At 51.6% G+C, this 16,533-nt stretch carries 13 protein-coding genes; 7 read left to right on the forward strand and 6 right to left on the reverse strand.

The features are described 5' to 3' along the window. Positions 1-17 precede the first annotated feature (17 nt). Positions 18-710: a nitroreductase family protein gene (locus F0L74_RS07980; protein WP_149837345.1), complete on the forward strand. Its 693-nt coding sequence runs from the start codon at positions 18-20 to the stop codon at positions 708-710. A gap of 6 nt (positions 711-716) precedes the next feature. Here the strand turns inward: F0L74_RS07980 and F0L74_RS07985 are convergent, their stop codons facing one another. Genes F0L74_RS07985 through F0L74_RS07995 form a run of 3 tightly spaced genes read right to left on the reverse strand, consistent with a single transcriptional unit; the run spans position 717 to position 3,435 of the window. Next, a complete protein-coding gene (locus tag F0L74_RS07985; RefSeq protein WP_149837346.1) occupies positions 717-1,766 on the reverse strand; it encodes an ABC transporter permease in 1,050 nt (349 codons plus the stop codon). 28 nt (positions 1,767-1,794) lie between these two features. Beyond that, complete coding sequence (locus F0L74_RS07990; RefSeq protein WP_149837347.1) at positions 1,795-2,883, reverse strand: BT_3928 family protein; 1,089 nt, start codon at positions 2,881-2,883, stop codon at positions 1,795-1,797. 6 nt (positions 2,884-2,889) lie between these two features. Beyond that, a complete protein-coding gene (locus F0L74_RS07995; protein WP_149837348.1) occupies positions 2,890-3,435 on the reverse strand; it encodes a DUF1599 domain-containing protein in 546 nt (181 codons plus the stop codon). A 53-nt stretch (positions 3,436-3,488) separates the two neighbouring features. Between F0L74_RS07995 and folP the strand changes: the two genes are divergently transcribed. From folP to F0L74_RS08010, 3 genes are read left to right on the forward strand one after another with little or no spacing between them, the layout of a single operon-like run. Continuing rightward, positions 3,489-4,334: a dihydropteroate synthase gene (folP, locus tag F0L74_RS08000; protein ID WP_246197656.1), complete on the forward strand. Its 846-nt coding sequence runs from the start codon at positions 3,489-3,491 to the stop codon at positions 4,332-4,334. A gap of 59 nt (positions 4,335-4,393) precedes the next feature. After that, positions 4,394-5,197, forward strand: coding sequence for a diadenylate cyclase (locus F0L74_RS08005; RefSeq protein WP_188315911.1), 804 nt, complete (start codon positions 4,394-4,396; stop codon positions 5,195-5,197). A 50-nt stretch (positions 5,198-5,247) separates the two neighbouring features. Continuing rightward, positions 5,248-6,390, forward strand: coding sequence for a peptide-N-glycosidase F-related protein (locus F0L74_RS08010; protein WP_188315912.1), 1,143 nt, complete (start codon positions 5,248-5,250; stop codon positions 6,388-6,390). 73 nt (positions 6,391-6,463) lie between these two features. Here the strand turns inward: F0L74_RS08010 and F0L74_RS08015 are convergent, their stop codons facing one another. Then, positions 6,464-7,339 (reverse strand): FKBP-type peptidyl-prolyl cis-trans isomerase, encoded by an 876-nt coding sequence (locus F0L74_RS08015; RefSeq protein WP_149837351.1) that lies wholly within the window; start codon positions 7,337-7,339, stop codon positions 6,464-6,466. 98 nt (positions 7,340-7,437) lie between these two features. Beyond that, on the reverse strand, positions 7,438-8,442 hold the full coding sequence (locus F0L74_RS08020; RefSeq protein ID WP_149837352.1) for a DHH family phosphoesterase: 1,005 nt from the start codon (positions 8,440-8,442) through the stop codon (positions 7,438-7,440). Positions 8,443-8,610: 168 nt separating this feature from the next. Between F0L74_RS08020 and F0L74_RS08025 the strand changes: the two genes are divergently transcribed. Both F0L74_RS08025 and F0L74_RS08030 read left to right on the forward strand, forming a co-directional pair. Next, positions 8,611-9,081, forward strand: a complete 471-nt coding sequence (locus F0L74_RS08025) for a nucleoside-diphosphate kinase (protein ID WP_246197657.1) — start codon at positions 8,611-8,613, stop codon at positions 9,079-9,081. A gap of 203 nt (positions 9,082-9,284) precedes the next feature. After that, entirely contained in the window at positions 9,285-11,711 is a 2,427-nt protein-coding gene (locus F0L74_RS08030) for an ABC transporter permease (protein ID WP_149837353.1), read from the forward strand. 67 nt (positions 11,712-11,778) lie between these two features. Here F0L74_RS08030 and F0L74_RS08035 read toward each other — a convergent pair whose 3' ends face one another. Next, a complete protein-coding gene (locus F0L74_RS08035; RefSeq protein WP_149837354.1) occupies positions 11,779-15,234 on the reverse strand; it encodes a pyruvate carboxylase in 3,456 nt (1,151 codons plus the stop codon). A 311-nt stretch (positions 15,235-15,545) separates the two neighbouring features. Between F0L74_RS08035 and xerD the strand changes: the two genes are divergently transcribed. Further along, positions 15,546-16,442 carry a site-specific tyrosine recombinase XerD gene (gene xerD / locus F0L74_RS08040; protein ID WP_149837355.1) on the forward strand — a complete coding sequence of 299 codons (897 nt, stop codon included), beginning with the start codon at positions 15,546-15,548 and terminating at the stop codon, positions 16,440-16,442. Positions 16,443-16,533: the final 91 nt, after the last annotated feature.

A 16,533-nucleotide genomic window follows, 5' to 3' on the forward strand; every position in this document is an offset into this window, starting at 1 on the left:
TGCAGTAAATAATTCACATGCAAAACATCATTGCCACCACCGCCCCCGTACACCCGCTGCTGCTACAGCGCTGGAGCCCAAAGGCATTCCAGGAGAGCCCGGTGCCCGCCGCCACCCTGAGCTCTCTTTTTGAAGCCGCCCGCCTTGCGCCCTCCTGCCATAATGAACAACCCTGGCATTTTATAGTCGCCACAAAGGATACGCCGCTCTACCAGCAACTGCTCCAATGCTTTAATGAAGACAACCAGGCCTGGGCATTTACCGCCCCCGTGCTCATGGTGGCCGTGGCAAAAATGTACTTTGACCATAATGGCGCGCCCAACCCCTTTGCCTGGCACGATGTAGGCCTGGCCGTGGCGAACCTTACCGTGCAGGCCGTAAGCGAAGGGCTGCAGGTATGCGAGGCTGCCGGTATAGACCTGGAGCATATCTATGAAATATTTGACATACCGGAAGGCTATCAACCCGTTACGGGCATTGCCCTGGGCTATGCCGGCGATGCTGACGGCCTCCCCGCCCCGCTCCAGGCAAAACATCACCGCACCCGTACCCGCAAACCGGTAAACAGCTTTGTGCACTATGGTCAGCCTGCATTTAAGATGGAATTGAATGAACAGCAGCAACAGGTATATAACCTGGTAAGGGAGAAGATCAGCTTTGGGGACCTGCGGCCAGCATTTGCCTTTGCCCAGCAGCGGTTAAAACGTTAGAAGCAGTTACAGCTTTATCCGGGGGTCAACGATCCGGTACAGCACATCCGCCAGCAGGTTAATGATCACAAAAATACCCGCCGTAAATAATACGGCGCCCATTAGCACAGGAAAGTCAAACTTCTCCAGCGCATCCACCGTTACTTTGCCAATACCTTTCCAGCCAAAAATATACTCAACAAAAAAGGCCCCGGCCAACAGCTCGGCAAACCAACCGGTTACCGCCGTTACCACCGGGTTCAGCGCATTGCGCAGCGCATGTTTCCAGATCACCGCCTGGTGGCCCAGCCCTTTGGCATAGGCTGTACGGATATAATCCTGGTGCAGCACATCCAGCATAGCGCTGCGGGTTAGCTGCACGATGATAGCCAGCGGCCGTATACCCAGGGTAATGGCCGGCAGTACCAGGTTACGCAGGTTCAGCACCCGGCCGGCAAAAGGGTCTACATCAAACAGGCTGCCCGTCATATGCAGCCCGGTATATGTGCTTAATACAAATCCAAACAGGTAAGCCAGCACAATGCCGGCAAAAAAAGAAGGCACCGAGATGCCCAGCACACTGGCAAAGATCGCCCCTGTATCCATCCAGGTATTTTGTTTTACAGCAGAGAGCACGCCCAGCGCTATACCGGCTACTGTAGCAAACAGCATAGCCGCCAGCGCCAGCAGCAAGGTGCCCGGCAGGGCCTCTGTAAGGATCTCCCATACATCCTTTTTGCCCTGGTAAGAGCGGCGCAGGTAAGGGGTTTTCAGCACCAGTATTTTTGAGGAGGAGATATGCAGGAGCGTAACATAATGGAGCTGGTTACGGGCTTCCTGCTCCGTGTGTATGCCAACAGGCGAAAGATCGTTCAGGTACAACAGGAACTGTACCGGTAGCGGTTTATCCAGGTGCAGCTCCCGCCTTACATTTTCCAGCGAGGCCACATCCGCCCGCTGCCCCAGCGTTAAACGCGCAGGATCGCCGGGCAGCACATTAAACAAAAGGAATACCAGTACTACTACGCCTAATAGTACCAGTATTCCATATAATATTTTCCTGAGCAGGAAACGCATATGATCACAGGCTTTAAAAGCCCGCCGTTTACGGTATATCGTTATAATGCCATTTTCCCTTGATGGTACCCTTCTCCAGCAGGATAAGGCAAGGGTTACTGCGGCCCGCTGTTTTAATAGCGGTGGCGTCCATCTGCATAAAGGGGAAGTGCAGCCCGTGCTGCGCGCTGAATGCGGCTACCGCCTCTTTGGAAGATGCGGTCACGCCGTAAATATACGCTTCTCCGTTATGGATCTTTTGCTGCAGGGCCTGCATTTGCTGATCCCAGCCTTCACCGGCGGTAGCCGTGTTTAGTACCAGGAACAGGTATACCGGCTTGGTCTCTTCCAGGATGGACTGCGTTTGGTTGCCGCCGTCAAGATCAGTAAGGGTAAAATCCTTAATGGCCGGTTCTGCATTGCCTTTCTTCACCAGCTTATCTACCCGGTCTACGAACTTCCAGGTGCTGTCCTGCCAGGGATAGTTATCCATCGTAAAGTCCTTTTGCTTACCGTCCTTTTCGTAGATCATCTTAGTTTCATACACATCCGGCGTAGCGCCCGGCGGCAGTTTCATTTTCTCCGGTATGTTATTGCCCACCTTATAGGCCAGGCAGTCCACAAAGGGCAGATGGCTTAACGTATACCATTGTATGCCCAGCGCAAATACCAGGCTTCCGATCATGATCATATTGGAAGCCCCCTTGCGGAACAGCGGTTGTATGCGGTCCCGGTAAAAGAAGATCACCAGGATCATGACCAGCAGCGCCACATCCTTATAGAAAGTACCTTCTGCAGAGAGTTTGATACAATCGCCAAAGCAACCGCATTCCTTTATCTTGCCGCTGTACAGCGCAAAACCCGTCAGGAAGGTGAAGAAAAGGATGAGTAATAATAACAGGAAAGAGAACAGGCGCATCCGGTAGCCCAGCAGCACCGCTACGCCGGCTATGATCTCGAACACGTTCATGGTCACTGATAGTACCAGGGAGTAGGGCGAGAGAAAAGCAAGGTGCAGCACGTCAAAGAACTCATCCATTTTATAGCTGAGCCCCAGCGGGTCATTGGCCTTGATAAGGCCGGAAAAGATAAAGAGTACACCCACGAGTACCCTAAATAGGTTCAGGATAATTTTCATAGTACATTAAGAATTTTCTTCTATTTTGATCAGCGCAAACAGCGCATAATTGATAATATCTACAAAGTTGGCGTCTATGCCTTCGGAGATCAGTGTTTTGCCCTCGTTACGGAGTATTTGCTTAATGCGCAGCAGTTTGGTAAGGATCAGATCTACAAAAGACTCCTGGCTCATATCGCGCCAGGCCTCGCCATAATCATGGTTCTTATTTTCCATGATATCCTGCACAAAACGGATCTTATCATCATACAGGCGGGATACTTCCGCTACCGGCAGATCCTGGTAGGGACTGCCGGGCAGCTGGCCCAGCTGTATAAGCCCTATCACGCCATAGTTCACGATACCGCGGAACTCGCCGTCTATATGATCTTCCACCTTCTGTGTGCCCAGTTCCTGTATGTTACGGATACGCTGCGCTTTGATAAAAAGCTGATCGGTAACAGATACGGGCCTTAGTACCCTCCAGGAAGTGCCGTAATCCTGTGTTTTCTTGATGAATATGTCCTTACATGTTCCCACGGCCTGCTGGTATTGTGCTAAGGTTTTGTTCATGATCGTTATTAAGGCAATAAAATTTTAATTTGCAGGGCAAAATAAAGAAAATTGTGAAACTAACGCCATACACCATCAACTGCCGCGGCAAGCTGCTCAACCTGGCGGAGCCGGTTGTAATGGGCATCATCAATATAACAGACGATTCTTTTTATGCGGAAAGCCGTAGCCGGCATCTGCATCATATCATAGAAAAAGCCGGCCAGCACCTGGCTGCCGGCGCCGCCATCCTGGATCTGGGCGCACAAAGCTCGCGGCCAGGGGCCGTGGAAATAGGCGCACAGGAAGAACAGGAGCGCCTGCTGCCCGTCATCCATGCCCTTATTAACCATTACCCGGACGCCATTATTTCTGTAGATACCTACTATGCCTCCGTGGCGGAAAAAGCCGTACATGCAGGCGCCGCTATCATTAACGATATCAGCGCCGGCGAAATGGACCCGCAGATGCTGGAAACCGTGGGCCGCCTGCAGGCGCCCTATATAGCCATGCACATGAAAGGCACGCCCGCTACCATGCAAAAGGACCCGCAGTATGAGAATGTAGTGCGCGAGGTGCTGGATTATTTTATTCAAAAGCTGGCCCAATGCCGGGCCGCCGGCATCCGCGATGTGATCATTGATCCCGGTTTTGGTTTTGGCAAAACACTGGCCCATAATTATACCCTGCTGCGCCACCTGCACCTTTTCCAGGTGCTGGACTGCCCGCTGCTGGCCGGCGTATCCCGCAAATCCATGATCTACCGCCTGCTGGGCACTACGCCGGAAGAAGCCCTGAACGGCACCACGGTCATCCATACACTGGCCCTGCAACAAGGCGTACAACTGTTGCGGGTGCATGATGTAAAACCTGCTGTGGAAACAGTTAAGATCTGGCAATATATCCGTAATAATGAGTGAATGATGGCAATCAACTGACGATCATATAATAATGATTACCTATTTTTACAGCTATGGATATGTTTCAACTTTACGGATATAGATTTAACTGGCTAAATATTCTGGACCTGCTGATCGTCATTTTCCTGGTCATTCAATTATACCGCCTGCTCAAAGGCAGCCTTGCTTTTAACATATTTGTGGGCCTGCTGATGGTGTACCTGGCCTATTTCCTGGTAGTGGCCCTGGGCATGCCTATCCTTACCAATATCTTACAGAACTTTATCAATGTAGGCCTCATAGCCATCATCATTATATTTCAGCCGGAGATCCGCAAGTTCCTGCTGGTGCTGGGCAAGAAAACGCCGCTCAGTAAAGACAGCTTTTTTACCAAGCTGTTTATGCCAGACCGTTTTAAGAGCTACCGCGAAGAAGAGAACATTATCAATGAAGTGATCATTGCCGTAGGCCATCTTGCCGCCCGGCATACCGGCGCCCTCATCGTGATCGCCACCACCCACAGGGTAAAATTCGACACAGCCAGCAGTATCGGCATTGACGGTAATATCAGCGCCAAGCTCATAGAAAGCATATTTTCCAAAAGCAGCCCGCTGCACGATGGGGCGCTCATCATCGTAGGCAATAAGATCCTGGCGGCCAAAGTGATCCTCCCTGTGTCTGACAATCCTAACCTGCCTACCCGCATTGGCCTGCGCCACCGCTCCGGCGTGGGTATCACAGAGCATAGCGATAACCTGGCCATCATTGTATCTGAAGAGCGGGCCACGATCTCCTATGCGCAGGATGGCCGCCTGGTACAGGACGTATCCCTCGAAGAGCTGAAGATAAAGCTCTATGAAATGCTGGTGGACGGCGAAAGTTAACTTATCAGAAAAAAGCGGTTTCCTGCGTTCATAATGGCCAAATGCTAATTATGAAACGCCCTTTTTCCATTATCCCTTACCTGGTACTGGTATTATTGCTTGCCGCCGCCGGCTGTTCCAAAGACAAACCCGCGGCCCTCACTAATAACGGCAGTGACGATCCTGTACCGCCGGACACCATTTCCAATGTTAGGATCAAACTGGCAGAACAGCTGTCTTTTTACGGCATCTACGATTTTGGCCAAACCTGGCGCACCTGCGCAGTGAATGACGGTAACGCCACCCGCCTCAATGGGTATATGTTTGCCCGTAAGCTCAGCGTAGATGAGAAAAAGCAGGTAGGCAACCGCCTGGAGCTGAACTTTACCCTGCAGGCCCGTTATGATGGCTGGGACCGCATAGCGGAATTCGGGTACATTAAAACGCCGCTCAATTATGCCGGCCCCCTGCAACCGGACAGCGTTTGGCAGGAACGCACCGGCATTGCGCGTTTTATTACGCCTTATTTCCTGCAATACAATGCCTTTAACAAGATCGATTATTCGTTTGATGTAAGCGCTTTTGCACCCGATCTGCGCAGCACGGATAAAGACGTTTGGATCGTATACCAGGTGGCCGCCAATCCTACCTATACCGACCCTACGAAAAAAGACACCGGCTTTTGCGCGCTGGATGGTTTCCGGCTGGATGCTTCGTTCCTGAGCAATGGCAGCACCGCAAATGACAGCACGCGGTATTTCCGGAACCTGTTTTCCTGCAATATCACCGGCACAGCGCAGGTAAGCGTCAGTTTTGAGCTGGCCAAACCCGTACGGCAGCTTACCGCTTATATCACCAACTCCGGCCATGGCAACGAAGAAGGGCTGGTGCGCCGCAACACCGTGCTGGTGGATAATACGCAAAAAGGCAATTATAGCACCAAAGTGCTCTGTACGCCAGCCAGTTATTACGATGGCATCAATCCCAACGGGGCCAAAGGCCCGGGGGTGACCTGGCGTTACCCTACCCGTAACTGGTGCCAGGGCGGCACAGTACCCCCTGCCGCGGTGCTTATTGGAGATCTGCCGGCCGGTACGCATACTTTTACGCTGGATATGACCCGGGTAATAGAAGCCGGCGGTGTTGCAAGATCTGTAGTAGCGCCCATAGACGGGAACCTGGAAGTAACCGCCTTCCTCAGTGGCGTACAGTAACAAACCATCATAAAAAAAGGATCGTCCCGGCATTACACCGGAACGATCCTTTTTCATTATTGTAGTAAGATGATTATTTAGCGGGAGCAGGAGCCGGCGTAGCAGCGGGTGCTTTACCAGGCTTCACATCTACCAGTTGCACGTCAAATACCAGTACAGAGCTGCTGGGGATGGCCGGGGGTGAGCCCTGCAGACCATATGCCAGTGCAGAAGGAATTACCAGCGTAGCTTTGGCGCCTTTTTGCAGGGTACCAATGCCAGCATCCCAACCTTTGATCACAAAACCCTGTCCGATGGGGAATTTGATCGGCTCCAGCGGCATGCCGGGCCTTAAAGTGGTATCCAGGCTGGAGTCAAAAGTCTTACCGCTCAGCAGTTTACCGGTGTAATGTACAAATACAGTATCACCAGCTTTGGGCTTTTCGCCGGTGCCAGCCTGGCTAACGGATACGTACACGCCTTCCGGAGTTTTGGTGGCATTGCTCAGCTTATGCTCGTCCAGGTAGGATTTTATCGCTTTTTCGTCCTTCTCTGTCTGTAAAGCAGCAGAATACTTGGTCTCCACAGCGAAAGTTACTTTCAGCTTGTCGCCTTTTTTACCAAACGGCGGACGAGGTTCCGGTAAAGAATCCCAGGGAATTACAAAGGTAGCGCTATCGCCTTCTTTCAACAGGGCCAGGCCTTCCATCAGGTCGTACTTGTTCTGTGATTTAGAGATCAGCACCGGTACAGGAGCACCCACGATCTTGCGGGATTCTGCCAGGATAGAATCATTCAGGCGTTGCGTAATATTCATCAGCACCGTATCGCCCAGCTTAAGCTGCGCACCGCTGCCTGATTTGTGTACGGTGTACTCCACACCATTCGGTGTTTTCTTGGGACCGCCGGTACCGCAGCTGGCCATAAACAGGCCTAATGCTGCTACAAGTAACTGATTGTTTTTTTTCATCTGTAGGTATTTATCGAAATTTTTTTTGTTATTAATGATGATGAAGATCTACGTTTATCCGGTAAAGGCCTTACATATCAGTTGGTTATCAAAAACTGCTACTGTAATAGGTCCTCATTCTCTTCCATCGCTTTAATGAAGCGCTGCACCGTTCTTTCCAGGCCGTCTGTGCTTCTGCCGCCGGCCGCATTAAAATGGCCGCCGCCTTCAAAGTACTTCCGGGCAAACGTGTTCACGTCAAAATTGCCTTTGGAACGGAAAGAAAGTTTTACCTCCTCCCTCCTGTCTATGATCAGCGCCGCCATCTTGATGCCCTGTATGGACAGCAGGAAGTTCACCAGCCCTTCCGTATCGCCCGTCTGCAGGTCAAACCGCTTCAGGTCCGTGTACGGGATGGCCATCATCGCCGTATTATATTCATAAAACACTTCCATCCGGTGCAGCAGGCTATGCCCGATGAAACGGAGGCGGTTTTCCAGGAAATTGTCATAAATAGCCTGGTGAATGAGCTCATGCTTTAATCCGCGATCCAGCAGATCTGCTACCATGCGGTGCACCCGGGCCGATGTGGAGGCGAACCGGAATGAACCGGTGTCTGTCATGGCGCCGGCATAGATACATTGCGCGATCTCGTCGGTAATATACTGCTCTTCTCCCAATTTGTAAAGCGTTTCGTAAACCAGCTGTGCCGTGGAGGAGGCCGCTGTATCGCTAACGCCGTAATCAAAGCCGGGCTGCGGCTCCAGGTGATGGTCGATCAGTATCCGGATGCTTTTCAGCTGCTCCAGGTAGGGCGCCAGGGCTTTGGTGCGGTATAACGCATTGAAATCCAGGCAAAAAAGCAGATCAACCGCTTCCAGTGCGCTCATGGCCTTATCCTGGGAAGATTCGAAATCAACCACCAGGTCAGCGCCAGGCATCCATTTTAAAAAATCCGGAAAATTTGTCGGAGAAATAACAGTGATCTCGTGCCCCTTCTGCCGCAGGTAATGGTACATGGCCAATGAGGAGCCCATGGCATCTGCATCCGGTTTCTGGTGCATGGTGATCACCACTTTCTTCGGGGTTTCCAGCAAAGGCTTTATGTCCTCGATCGGCTTCATACCTTGAGTAAGCGGATGATAAAATATTGTTATGCGTTTATTAAAAACGAAGTGCGAAGTTCTTTATTTGGTGCAGAATTTCAAAATTTTGCTCCGGATTTATCTGATAAACAAATTCTGGTTACCTTTGCGCCGGTTAAAAACAGCGATTAGCTATCCGCTGATCATATGACCAGAAGACTGACGACTAAAGACAATAAAGACTATCAACTTAAACTACGTATGGGTAACAGAACTTTTACAATGATCAAGCCGGATGCAGTAGAAAATGGGCATATTGGCGCTATCCTGGCAATGATAAACACTGCCGGTTTCCGTATTGTGGCACTCAAAATGACCAGGTTATCTACTCAGAAAGCTGGCGAGTTCTATGCGGTGCATAAAGAAAGGCCTTTTTACGGGGAGCTGGTGGAATTCATGAGCAGTGGCCATATCGTGGCTGCCATCCTCGAAAAGGACAACGCTGTGGAAGACTTCCGTAAACTGATCGGCGCCACCAACCCCGCCAACGCGGAGCCCGGCACTATCCGGAAACTGTATGCGGAATCCATAGGCCGTAACGCTGTACATGGTTCTGACTCTGACGAGAACGCGGAGATAGAGGGCAGCTTCTTCTTTAGCGGTCTGGAGAAATTCTAAGCATATTATGAATTGGTTTATAAAGGGGCGCGTCAGCAATGGCGCGCTTTTTTTATTGGCCGCCTGCCCGCCGCCGGACATCCGTTGTATTAAAACCGGACAATCCCAACGGATGCACAATACGTAATGCATTAATTACCAGCAGCTCAATTTTCCGGTCCCTTCTTTGATCAACCTGGCTAGTACCTTCTTATACCGCCGCTATGCTGAAGAACTACCTGAAAATTGCGCTCCGCAGCCTTTCCAACAATAAAGGATTCTCCGCTATTAATATTATTGGCCTGGCTATGGGCCTGGCCACCTGCCTGCTGCTGGTGTTCTATGTGATGGATGAATTAAGTTACGACCGGTATAATGTAAATGCAGACAGGATCTACCGTATCAATAATGAAGTAAAATTCGGCGATAACCATTTTGACCTTGCACAGTCCCCGCCGCTGCTGGGGCCAACGCTGGCCAAAGACCTCCTGCAGGTAGAGCAGTATACCCGGCTCCTGTACCACAACAGCATACTGGTAAAAAAAGGACAGCAGCAACTGCGCGAAACAAAAGTAGTGTATGCGGATTCCACTTTGTTTGATGTATTCACCCTCCCTGTGCTTTCCGGCGAGCCCCGTACCGCATTGCAGGCGCCTGGCTCACTGGTGATCACGGAAAGGATGGCGCGCAAATATTTTAACCGCACAGATGTTGCAGGGGAAACGGTGCTGATCGACAATACATCCACTTACAAGATCACCGCCGTGATCCGCGACCTTCCCGCACAGTCCCATTTTAACTTCGACTTTTTCATCTCCATGTCGGAGAATGCAGAAAGCCGCAGCGAACAGTCCTGGTTTAGCCAAAACTATAACACCTATCTGCTGCTGCGCAAGAACACAGATCCTGCAAAACTAACGCCGGAGATCAATAAGGTCATGGATGCCCATATAGGCCCCTTATTGCAAAGCGCCATCCATTCCAGCCTGGCAGAGTTCAAAAGGCTGGGCAATTACGCCCGCTGTACCCTTATGCCCCTGCGCGACATTCACCTGCATTCAAATAAGATAGGCGAGTTATCCCCTAACAGCAGCATCATTTTTGTATATATATTTTCCGCCATTGCCCTGCTGATCCTGCTCATTGCCTGCGCCAACTTTATGAACCTTACCACAGCCCGTTCCGCCAGCCGCGCCAGGGAAATAGGGGTCAGGAAACTGCTGGGCTCTTTCCGTAAACAGCTGGTGGCGCAGTTCCTGGCAGAGTCCCTGCTGGTAAGTTTTTTCTCGCTGGTAGCGGCCCTGGTAATAGTCGTATTGTTACTGCCCTGGTTTAATGGCCTGGCGGATAAACATATCAGTATCCAATCTTTGTTCCAACCACGTATGCTGGCCTGCCTGGCAGGCCTCACACTCCTGGTTGGCTTACTGGCCGGCAGTTACCCGGCATTCTTCCTGTCCGCCTTTCAGCCGGTACAGGTGCTGAAAGGAAAACTGGCCACGGGGTTTAAAGGCTCATGGCTGCGGAATGCGCTGGTAGTGTTCCAGTTTTCCATTTCCATTATCCTCATCACCGGTACTATCGTTATTTACAACCAACTGGTATACATACAGCACAAGGATCTTGGCTTTGACCGCGAACAGGTGCTTACCATCCAGAATACGGATGTACTGCGCTCGCAGACGGTCAGCTTCAAAAAAGAGCTGATGACCATAGGCGGTATTGAAGACGCCACCATGACCAGCTACCTGCCCGTAAACGGATTCAGGAGCAGCGACACCTATTTTACCTCCACAGCACTGGATCAGCGGTCCGCTATTGCTATGCAAAGCTGGACGGTAGATGAACATTTTATTTCCACTTTTAAAATGAGACTGCTAAGCGGAAGGAACTTTTCCGCCAACATGCCATCAGACTCAAATGCCTTTATTATCAATGAAGCAGCAGTGCGTTTTCTTGGCATAGGCACCCCCCTGGATAAAAAACTATACCGGCTCACAGATCCGCAGGCCCGGAAGCTCCAGACATATAATATCATTGGCGTAGTGCGGAACTTCAATTTTAATTCCCTGCGGGATGAGATAACGCCCCTGGCCTTAAACCTGGGTCTGGAAACAAGCAGCATAACCGTGCGCCTGCGCAGCGCTGATATTCCGGGCATCCTGGCGCAGATAGAAAAGAAATGGTTATCCTTTTCTCCCGGACAGCCCCTGGCGTATGCCTTTACAGATGATAGCTTTGACAACCTCTATAAAACGGACCAGCGTACCGGCAGGATCGTGACCACTTTTGCCGTACTGGCCGTCCTGATCGCCTGTCTGGGCCTTTTTGGCCTTTCTATGTATGCCGCCCGGCAACGGGTAAAGGAAATAGGCATCCGCAAAGTGCTGGGCGCCTCCATAGCTAATATTGCAGGTATGCTCTCAAAGGATTTCCTGAAACTGGTGCTGATTGCCGCCGTTATCGCGTTCCCCCTTGCACAATGGGTCATGCAGCAATGGCTGCAGGGCTTTGCGTACCGCACCCACATCAGCTGGTGGATCTTTGTGCTGGCCGGGGCGGCTACGCTGCTCATCGCCTTATTAACGATCAGTGTACAGGCCGTTAAAGCGGCGGTAGCCAATCCGGCGGTAAGCCTTAAAGCGGAGTAAAATAAAACAAGAAGGCCGCTTCCTTTTCAGAAAGCAGCCTCCAGGTTGATGGATATAAACAACCTAATTAATCTCCTAATTCCACTACCAGGTCATCCTGCTGCACCATGGTGCCTTCCGGCAAATGGATGGCTTTCACTTTGGTAGCCCGCGTAGCTGTTACCGTTGTCTCCATCTTCATGGCCTCAATAATGAACAATGGCGTATTGCTCCCTACCATATCCCCCGTTTTTACCAGCAGCTTGGACAGCTTGCCCTGTAAAGGCGCGCCTATCTCCAGCTCCGGGTTGGCGGCCTTTTTATTTACCGGCACCAGGCTGGCTACAGAGCGGTCCCGCACCTGTACGCGGCGGGTATAACCATTCAGCTCAAATACTACGGTGCGCATACCAGTTTCGTCTGCCGGCTGCACATACAGCAGCTTTACAATAATGGTCTTGCCCTTGCCAAGGGTGACCAGGATCTCCTCTCCCAGCTTAAGCCCGTAAAAGAACGCCGGCGTGGGAATGGCCTCTACATTACCGTACACCGTGGCATGATGATAATATTCATCAAATACCTTGGGGAACATATGATAACTAAGGTAATCCAAAAATTCCGCCTGCGGATACTTGAGCTGGAAGGCGGCAAAATCGCTGTCAAAATCTACCGGCGGCAGGTGCTCATTGGGCCGGCCCTGCAGGGGCTTTTCTCCCTTCAGCACGATCCGTTGCAGCTTTTCCGGGAAGCCGCCATAAGGTACGCCCAGGTCGCCGCGGAAAAACCCGGTCACAGATGCGGGGAATGAAAGGTTACGGCTCTCATCCAGCACATCGTCCGCACTCAGGCTATTGGCCGTCATAAACAGCGCCATATCGCCTACCACTTTGGAGCTGGGCGTTACTTTTACAATATCGCCAAACAGCCGGTTCACAACGGCGTAGTTCTGTTTGATGGTTTCCAGCTGGGCGCCCAGGCCCAGGGATTCCGCCTGCTGGCGCAGGTTGGAATACTGTCCGCCGGGGATCTCATTCTCATAGATCTGGGCGGTGCCGGCTTTCATATCAGATTCAAAGGGATAATAGTGCCCTCTTACGTCTTCCCAATAGTTGCTGTATTCATTCAGGGAGGCCAGGTTCATAGGCTGGCTCCGTTCGTTGCCTTCCATAATGGCCACCATGGCATTCAGGTTAGGCTGAGAAGTAAGCCCGCTCAGGGAGGCAATGGCGCAATCCACCACGTTCACCCCGGCTTCTATGGCTTTTAGATAGGTAGCCGCCTGTACGGAAGAAGTATCGTGCGTATGCAGCACAATAGGTAGCTGTACGGATTCGCGCAGGGCGCTGATCAGTACAGATGCGGCCTGCGGTTTTAACAGGCCGGCCATGTCCTTTACAGCCAGCATATGCGCGCCCGCGTCCTCCAGGCGTTTGGCCAGGTCTATATAATATTGGAGGGTGTATTTGCGGTTGTCCTTATTCAGGATATCGCCGGTATAACTGATGGCCGCCTGGGCCAGCCCTTCCGTGTACTCGCGCACAAAACGGATGCTGGGGGCCATGGCCTCTACCCAGTTCAGGGAGTCAAAAATGCGGAATACATCAATACCGTTCTCCCAGCTCTTTTCAATGAACTTGGCGATCAGGTTCTCCGGGTAAGCGGAATAGCCCACGGCATTGGAACCGCGGAACAGCATCTGCAGCAACAGGTTAGGCATGGCTTGCCGCAACTGTTGCAGGCGTTTCCAGGGGCATTCATGCAGAAAACGCATGGATACGTCAAATGTAGCGCCGCCCCATACTTCCATAGAGAATAGCTGTGGGTTATTACGGGCATAACCTTCCGCCACCGCCATCATATCTTTGGTGCGCACGCGGGTGGCCAGCAGGCTCTGATGCGCATCGCGGTAAGTGGTATCTGTAAAATATACCGGCTTTTCCTGGCGTAGCCAGCGGGCAAACTCCTCGCGGCCCATTTGCTGCAGGCGGTTCTTGCTGCCCTCCGGGATGGGGTCCAGCCGGGAATAGGCCGGCACTTGCGGCACACGGAACCGGTGATTGGGGTCTTTCACCTTCACATCCGGGTGACCGTTCACCGTAACATCTGCCAGGTACAGCAGCGTTTTGGTGCCGCGGTCGCGGATCTGCGACAGCTTAAACAGCTCCGGGTGTTTGTCTATAAACCCTACGGTACAGTTGCCCTTACGGAAAATATCGTGGGTGATCACGTTCTCCAGGAAACGGATATTGGTCTTTACCCCGCGGATCCTGAACTCGCGCAGCGTACGGTGCAAACGGGACGAGGCGCCGGAGAGCGTGCGGCCCCAGGCCGTTACCTTCACCAGCATAGAGTCAAAGAACGGCGAGATCTTTACGCCGGAATAGGTGCTGCCCTCATCCAGGCGTATACCAAAACCGCCAGCATTACGGTAGGCGATCACCACACCATAATCCGGGGTAAAATGGTTCTCCGGGTCTTCCGTGGTAATACGGCACTGAATGGCAAAACCGTTCAGCTTTACATCCTCCTGCCCTTTCAGGAAGATCTCCGGGTCGCTGAGCTGGTGCCCCTGGGCAATCAGGATCTGCGAGCGTACAATATCAATACCGGTTACCTCCTCCGTTACGGTATGCTCTACCTGTATACGGGGGTTCACCTCAATAAAATATACTTTATTACTCCGGTCTACCAGGAACTCCACTGTGCCCACATTGTTGTATTTCACTTTATGGGCCAGACGCAGCGCGTATTCATAGATCTCTTCCCGGGTCTCTACCGGCAGGTTGGGACTGGGCGCTATCTCTACCACTTTCTGGAAACGGCGTTGTACGGAGCAGTCGCGCTCATACAGGTGCACGATATTGCCATGGTTATCCCCCATCAGCTGCACCTCTATATGTTTAGGCTCTTCTATGAACTTTTCTATAAAGATGGTATCATCGCCAAAAGCTTTGGCCGCTTCACTGCGGGCTTCCGTAAAGTTGCGCTCCAGTTCGCCGGCCTGGCGCACTACCCGCATCCCCCTGCCGCCGCCGCCGGCTGCTGCCTTCAGCATAACGGGAAAGCCAATACGCTCTGCTTCGCGTAATGCGGTCTGTACATCCTCCAGCTTCTCCTGGCTATCCTCTATCAGGGGTACCTGCGCCTCGCGGGCCAGGGCCTTGGCGGCCACTTTATCGCCCAGCTGCGCCATTACTTCCGGCGTGGGGCCAATAAAAATAATGCCCTCTTCGCGGCAGCGCCGGGCAAACTGCACATTCTCACTCAGGAAACCGTACCCGGGGTGGATAGCGTCTACCTGTTGTTCTTTGGCCAGATGGATGATCGCTTCAATGTCGAGGTAAGGCTTCAGGGGCTCGTCGTCTTTGCCTATCTGGTAGGCTTCGTCTGCCTTGTAACGGTGAAGGGAGTACCGATCCTCATACGTGAAAATAGCAACAGTGCGGATCCTCAATTCTGCAGCGGCTCTTAATACCCTTACTGCAATCTCTCCCCGGTTGGCTACCAGTAACTTCTGGATTCTGATAAGTGGAATGTCCGGCATAATATGTTAAATAAGTATGCGTTTTAGTTAAAATTGTATGCTAAAATAAGGGAAAACACCCTTTTAAAAGCGGGCTAAAAGTAATAAAAGAATGATTGATTTTGTTCGAATACTTCTAATTATACAGCGTTTGGCATAGATAAAATTCAAAATAATGCACCCTTACCCGTAAAATGTAAAATAGTAAATTTAAATTTCATGTATGAGGAGCGGTTAATTTACGATTACATTTGTTACCTTAACGATCATCCGGCCCCTGCTGTAATACATACGTATAAAAGCAGGTCTCCGGACTACCTGGCCCGTTTATTATGTGGAATGTTTACCTGAAAGGTTTTAATGCTTACCTGCAGCTGGAGCGCTCCCTCTCCGCCAACTCCGTGCAGGCCTATATACGCGACGTGGAAAAACTGGAGCAATACCTGCTGGCGCATGATAAAAAGCTGCCGCCGGAGCAGGTTAGCCTTGATGATCTGCAAAACTGCGCCCAATGGATAGCCCAACTGGGCATGACCGCCACCTCCCAGGCCCGCATTATCTCCGGCATCAAGGCCTTTTACCGCTACCTGATGATGGAAGACCTGGTCAAACATGACCCCACCCAGCTGCTGGAAGCGCCCAAAGTGCGCCGTAAGCTGCCGGATGTGCTCAGCTTTGATGAGATAGAAAGCATTATTGGTAAAATAAAGGCCGGTACACCGGAGGGGCAGCGCAACCGCGCCATCCTGGAAACCATGTATAGCTGTGGCCTGCGCGTAAGCGAAGTAGTAAATCTAAAGATCTCCCAACTGCATTTTGATGCGGGCTTTATCCGGGTCATAGGCAAAGGCGATAAAGAGCGGCTGGTACCCATTGGCCGGGACGCTGTCAAATACATTACCCTGTACATGAACGAGATACGGATCCATATGCCCATAAAAAAAGGACAGGAAGATACCCTGTTCCTTAACCGCCGGGGCAGCGGGCTTAGCCGGGTTATGATCTTCCTGGTAATCAAGGAGCTGACCGCCGCGGCGGGTATTAATAAACAGGTATCCCCCCATACCTTCCGGCATTCATTTGCCACCCACCTGGTAGAGGGAGGCGCAGACCTGCGGGCGGTGCAGGAGATGCTGGGGCATGAAAGCATTACTACTACGGAGATCTATACCCATCTGGACCGGGAGTACCTGCGGGATACCCTGCAACGGTTCCATCCAAGGTTTTGAGCGGGATGGCGCAAAATAATAAAGGCGAAAAGTAAAGGGCTTACTTACCTTCACTTTCCGCCTTTTCCACACTTCACACGAAACAACTACC

This window comes from Chitinophaga agrisoli (assembly GCF_008386695.1).
In the GTDB taxonomy this organism is placed as follows: domain Bacteria; phylum Bacteroidota; class Bacteroidia; order Chitinophagales; family Chitinophagaceae; genus Chitinophaga; species Chitinophaga agrisoli.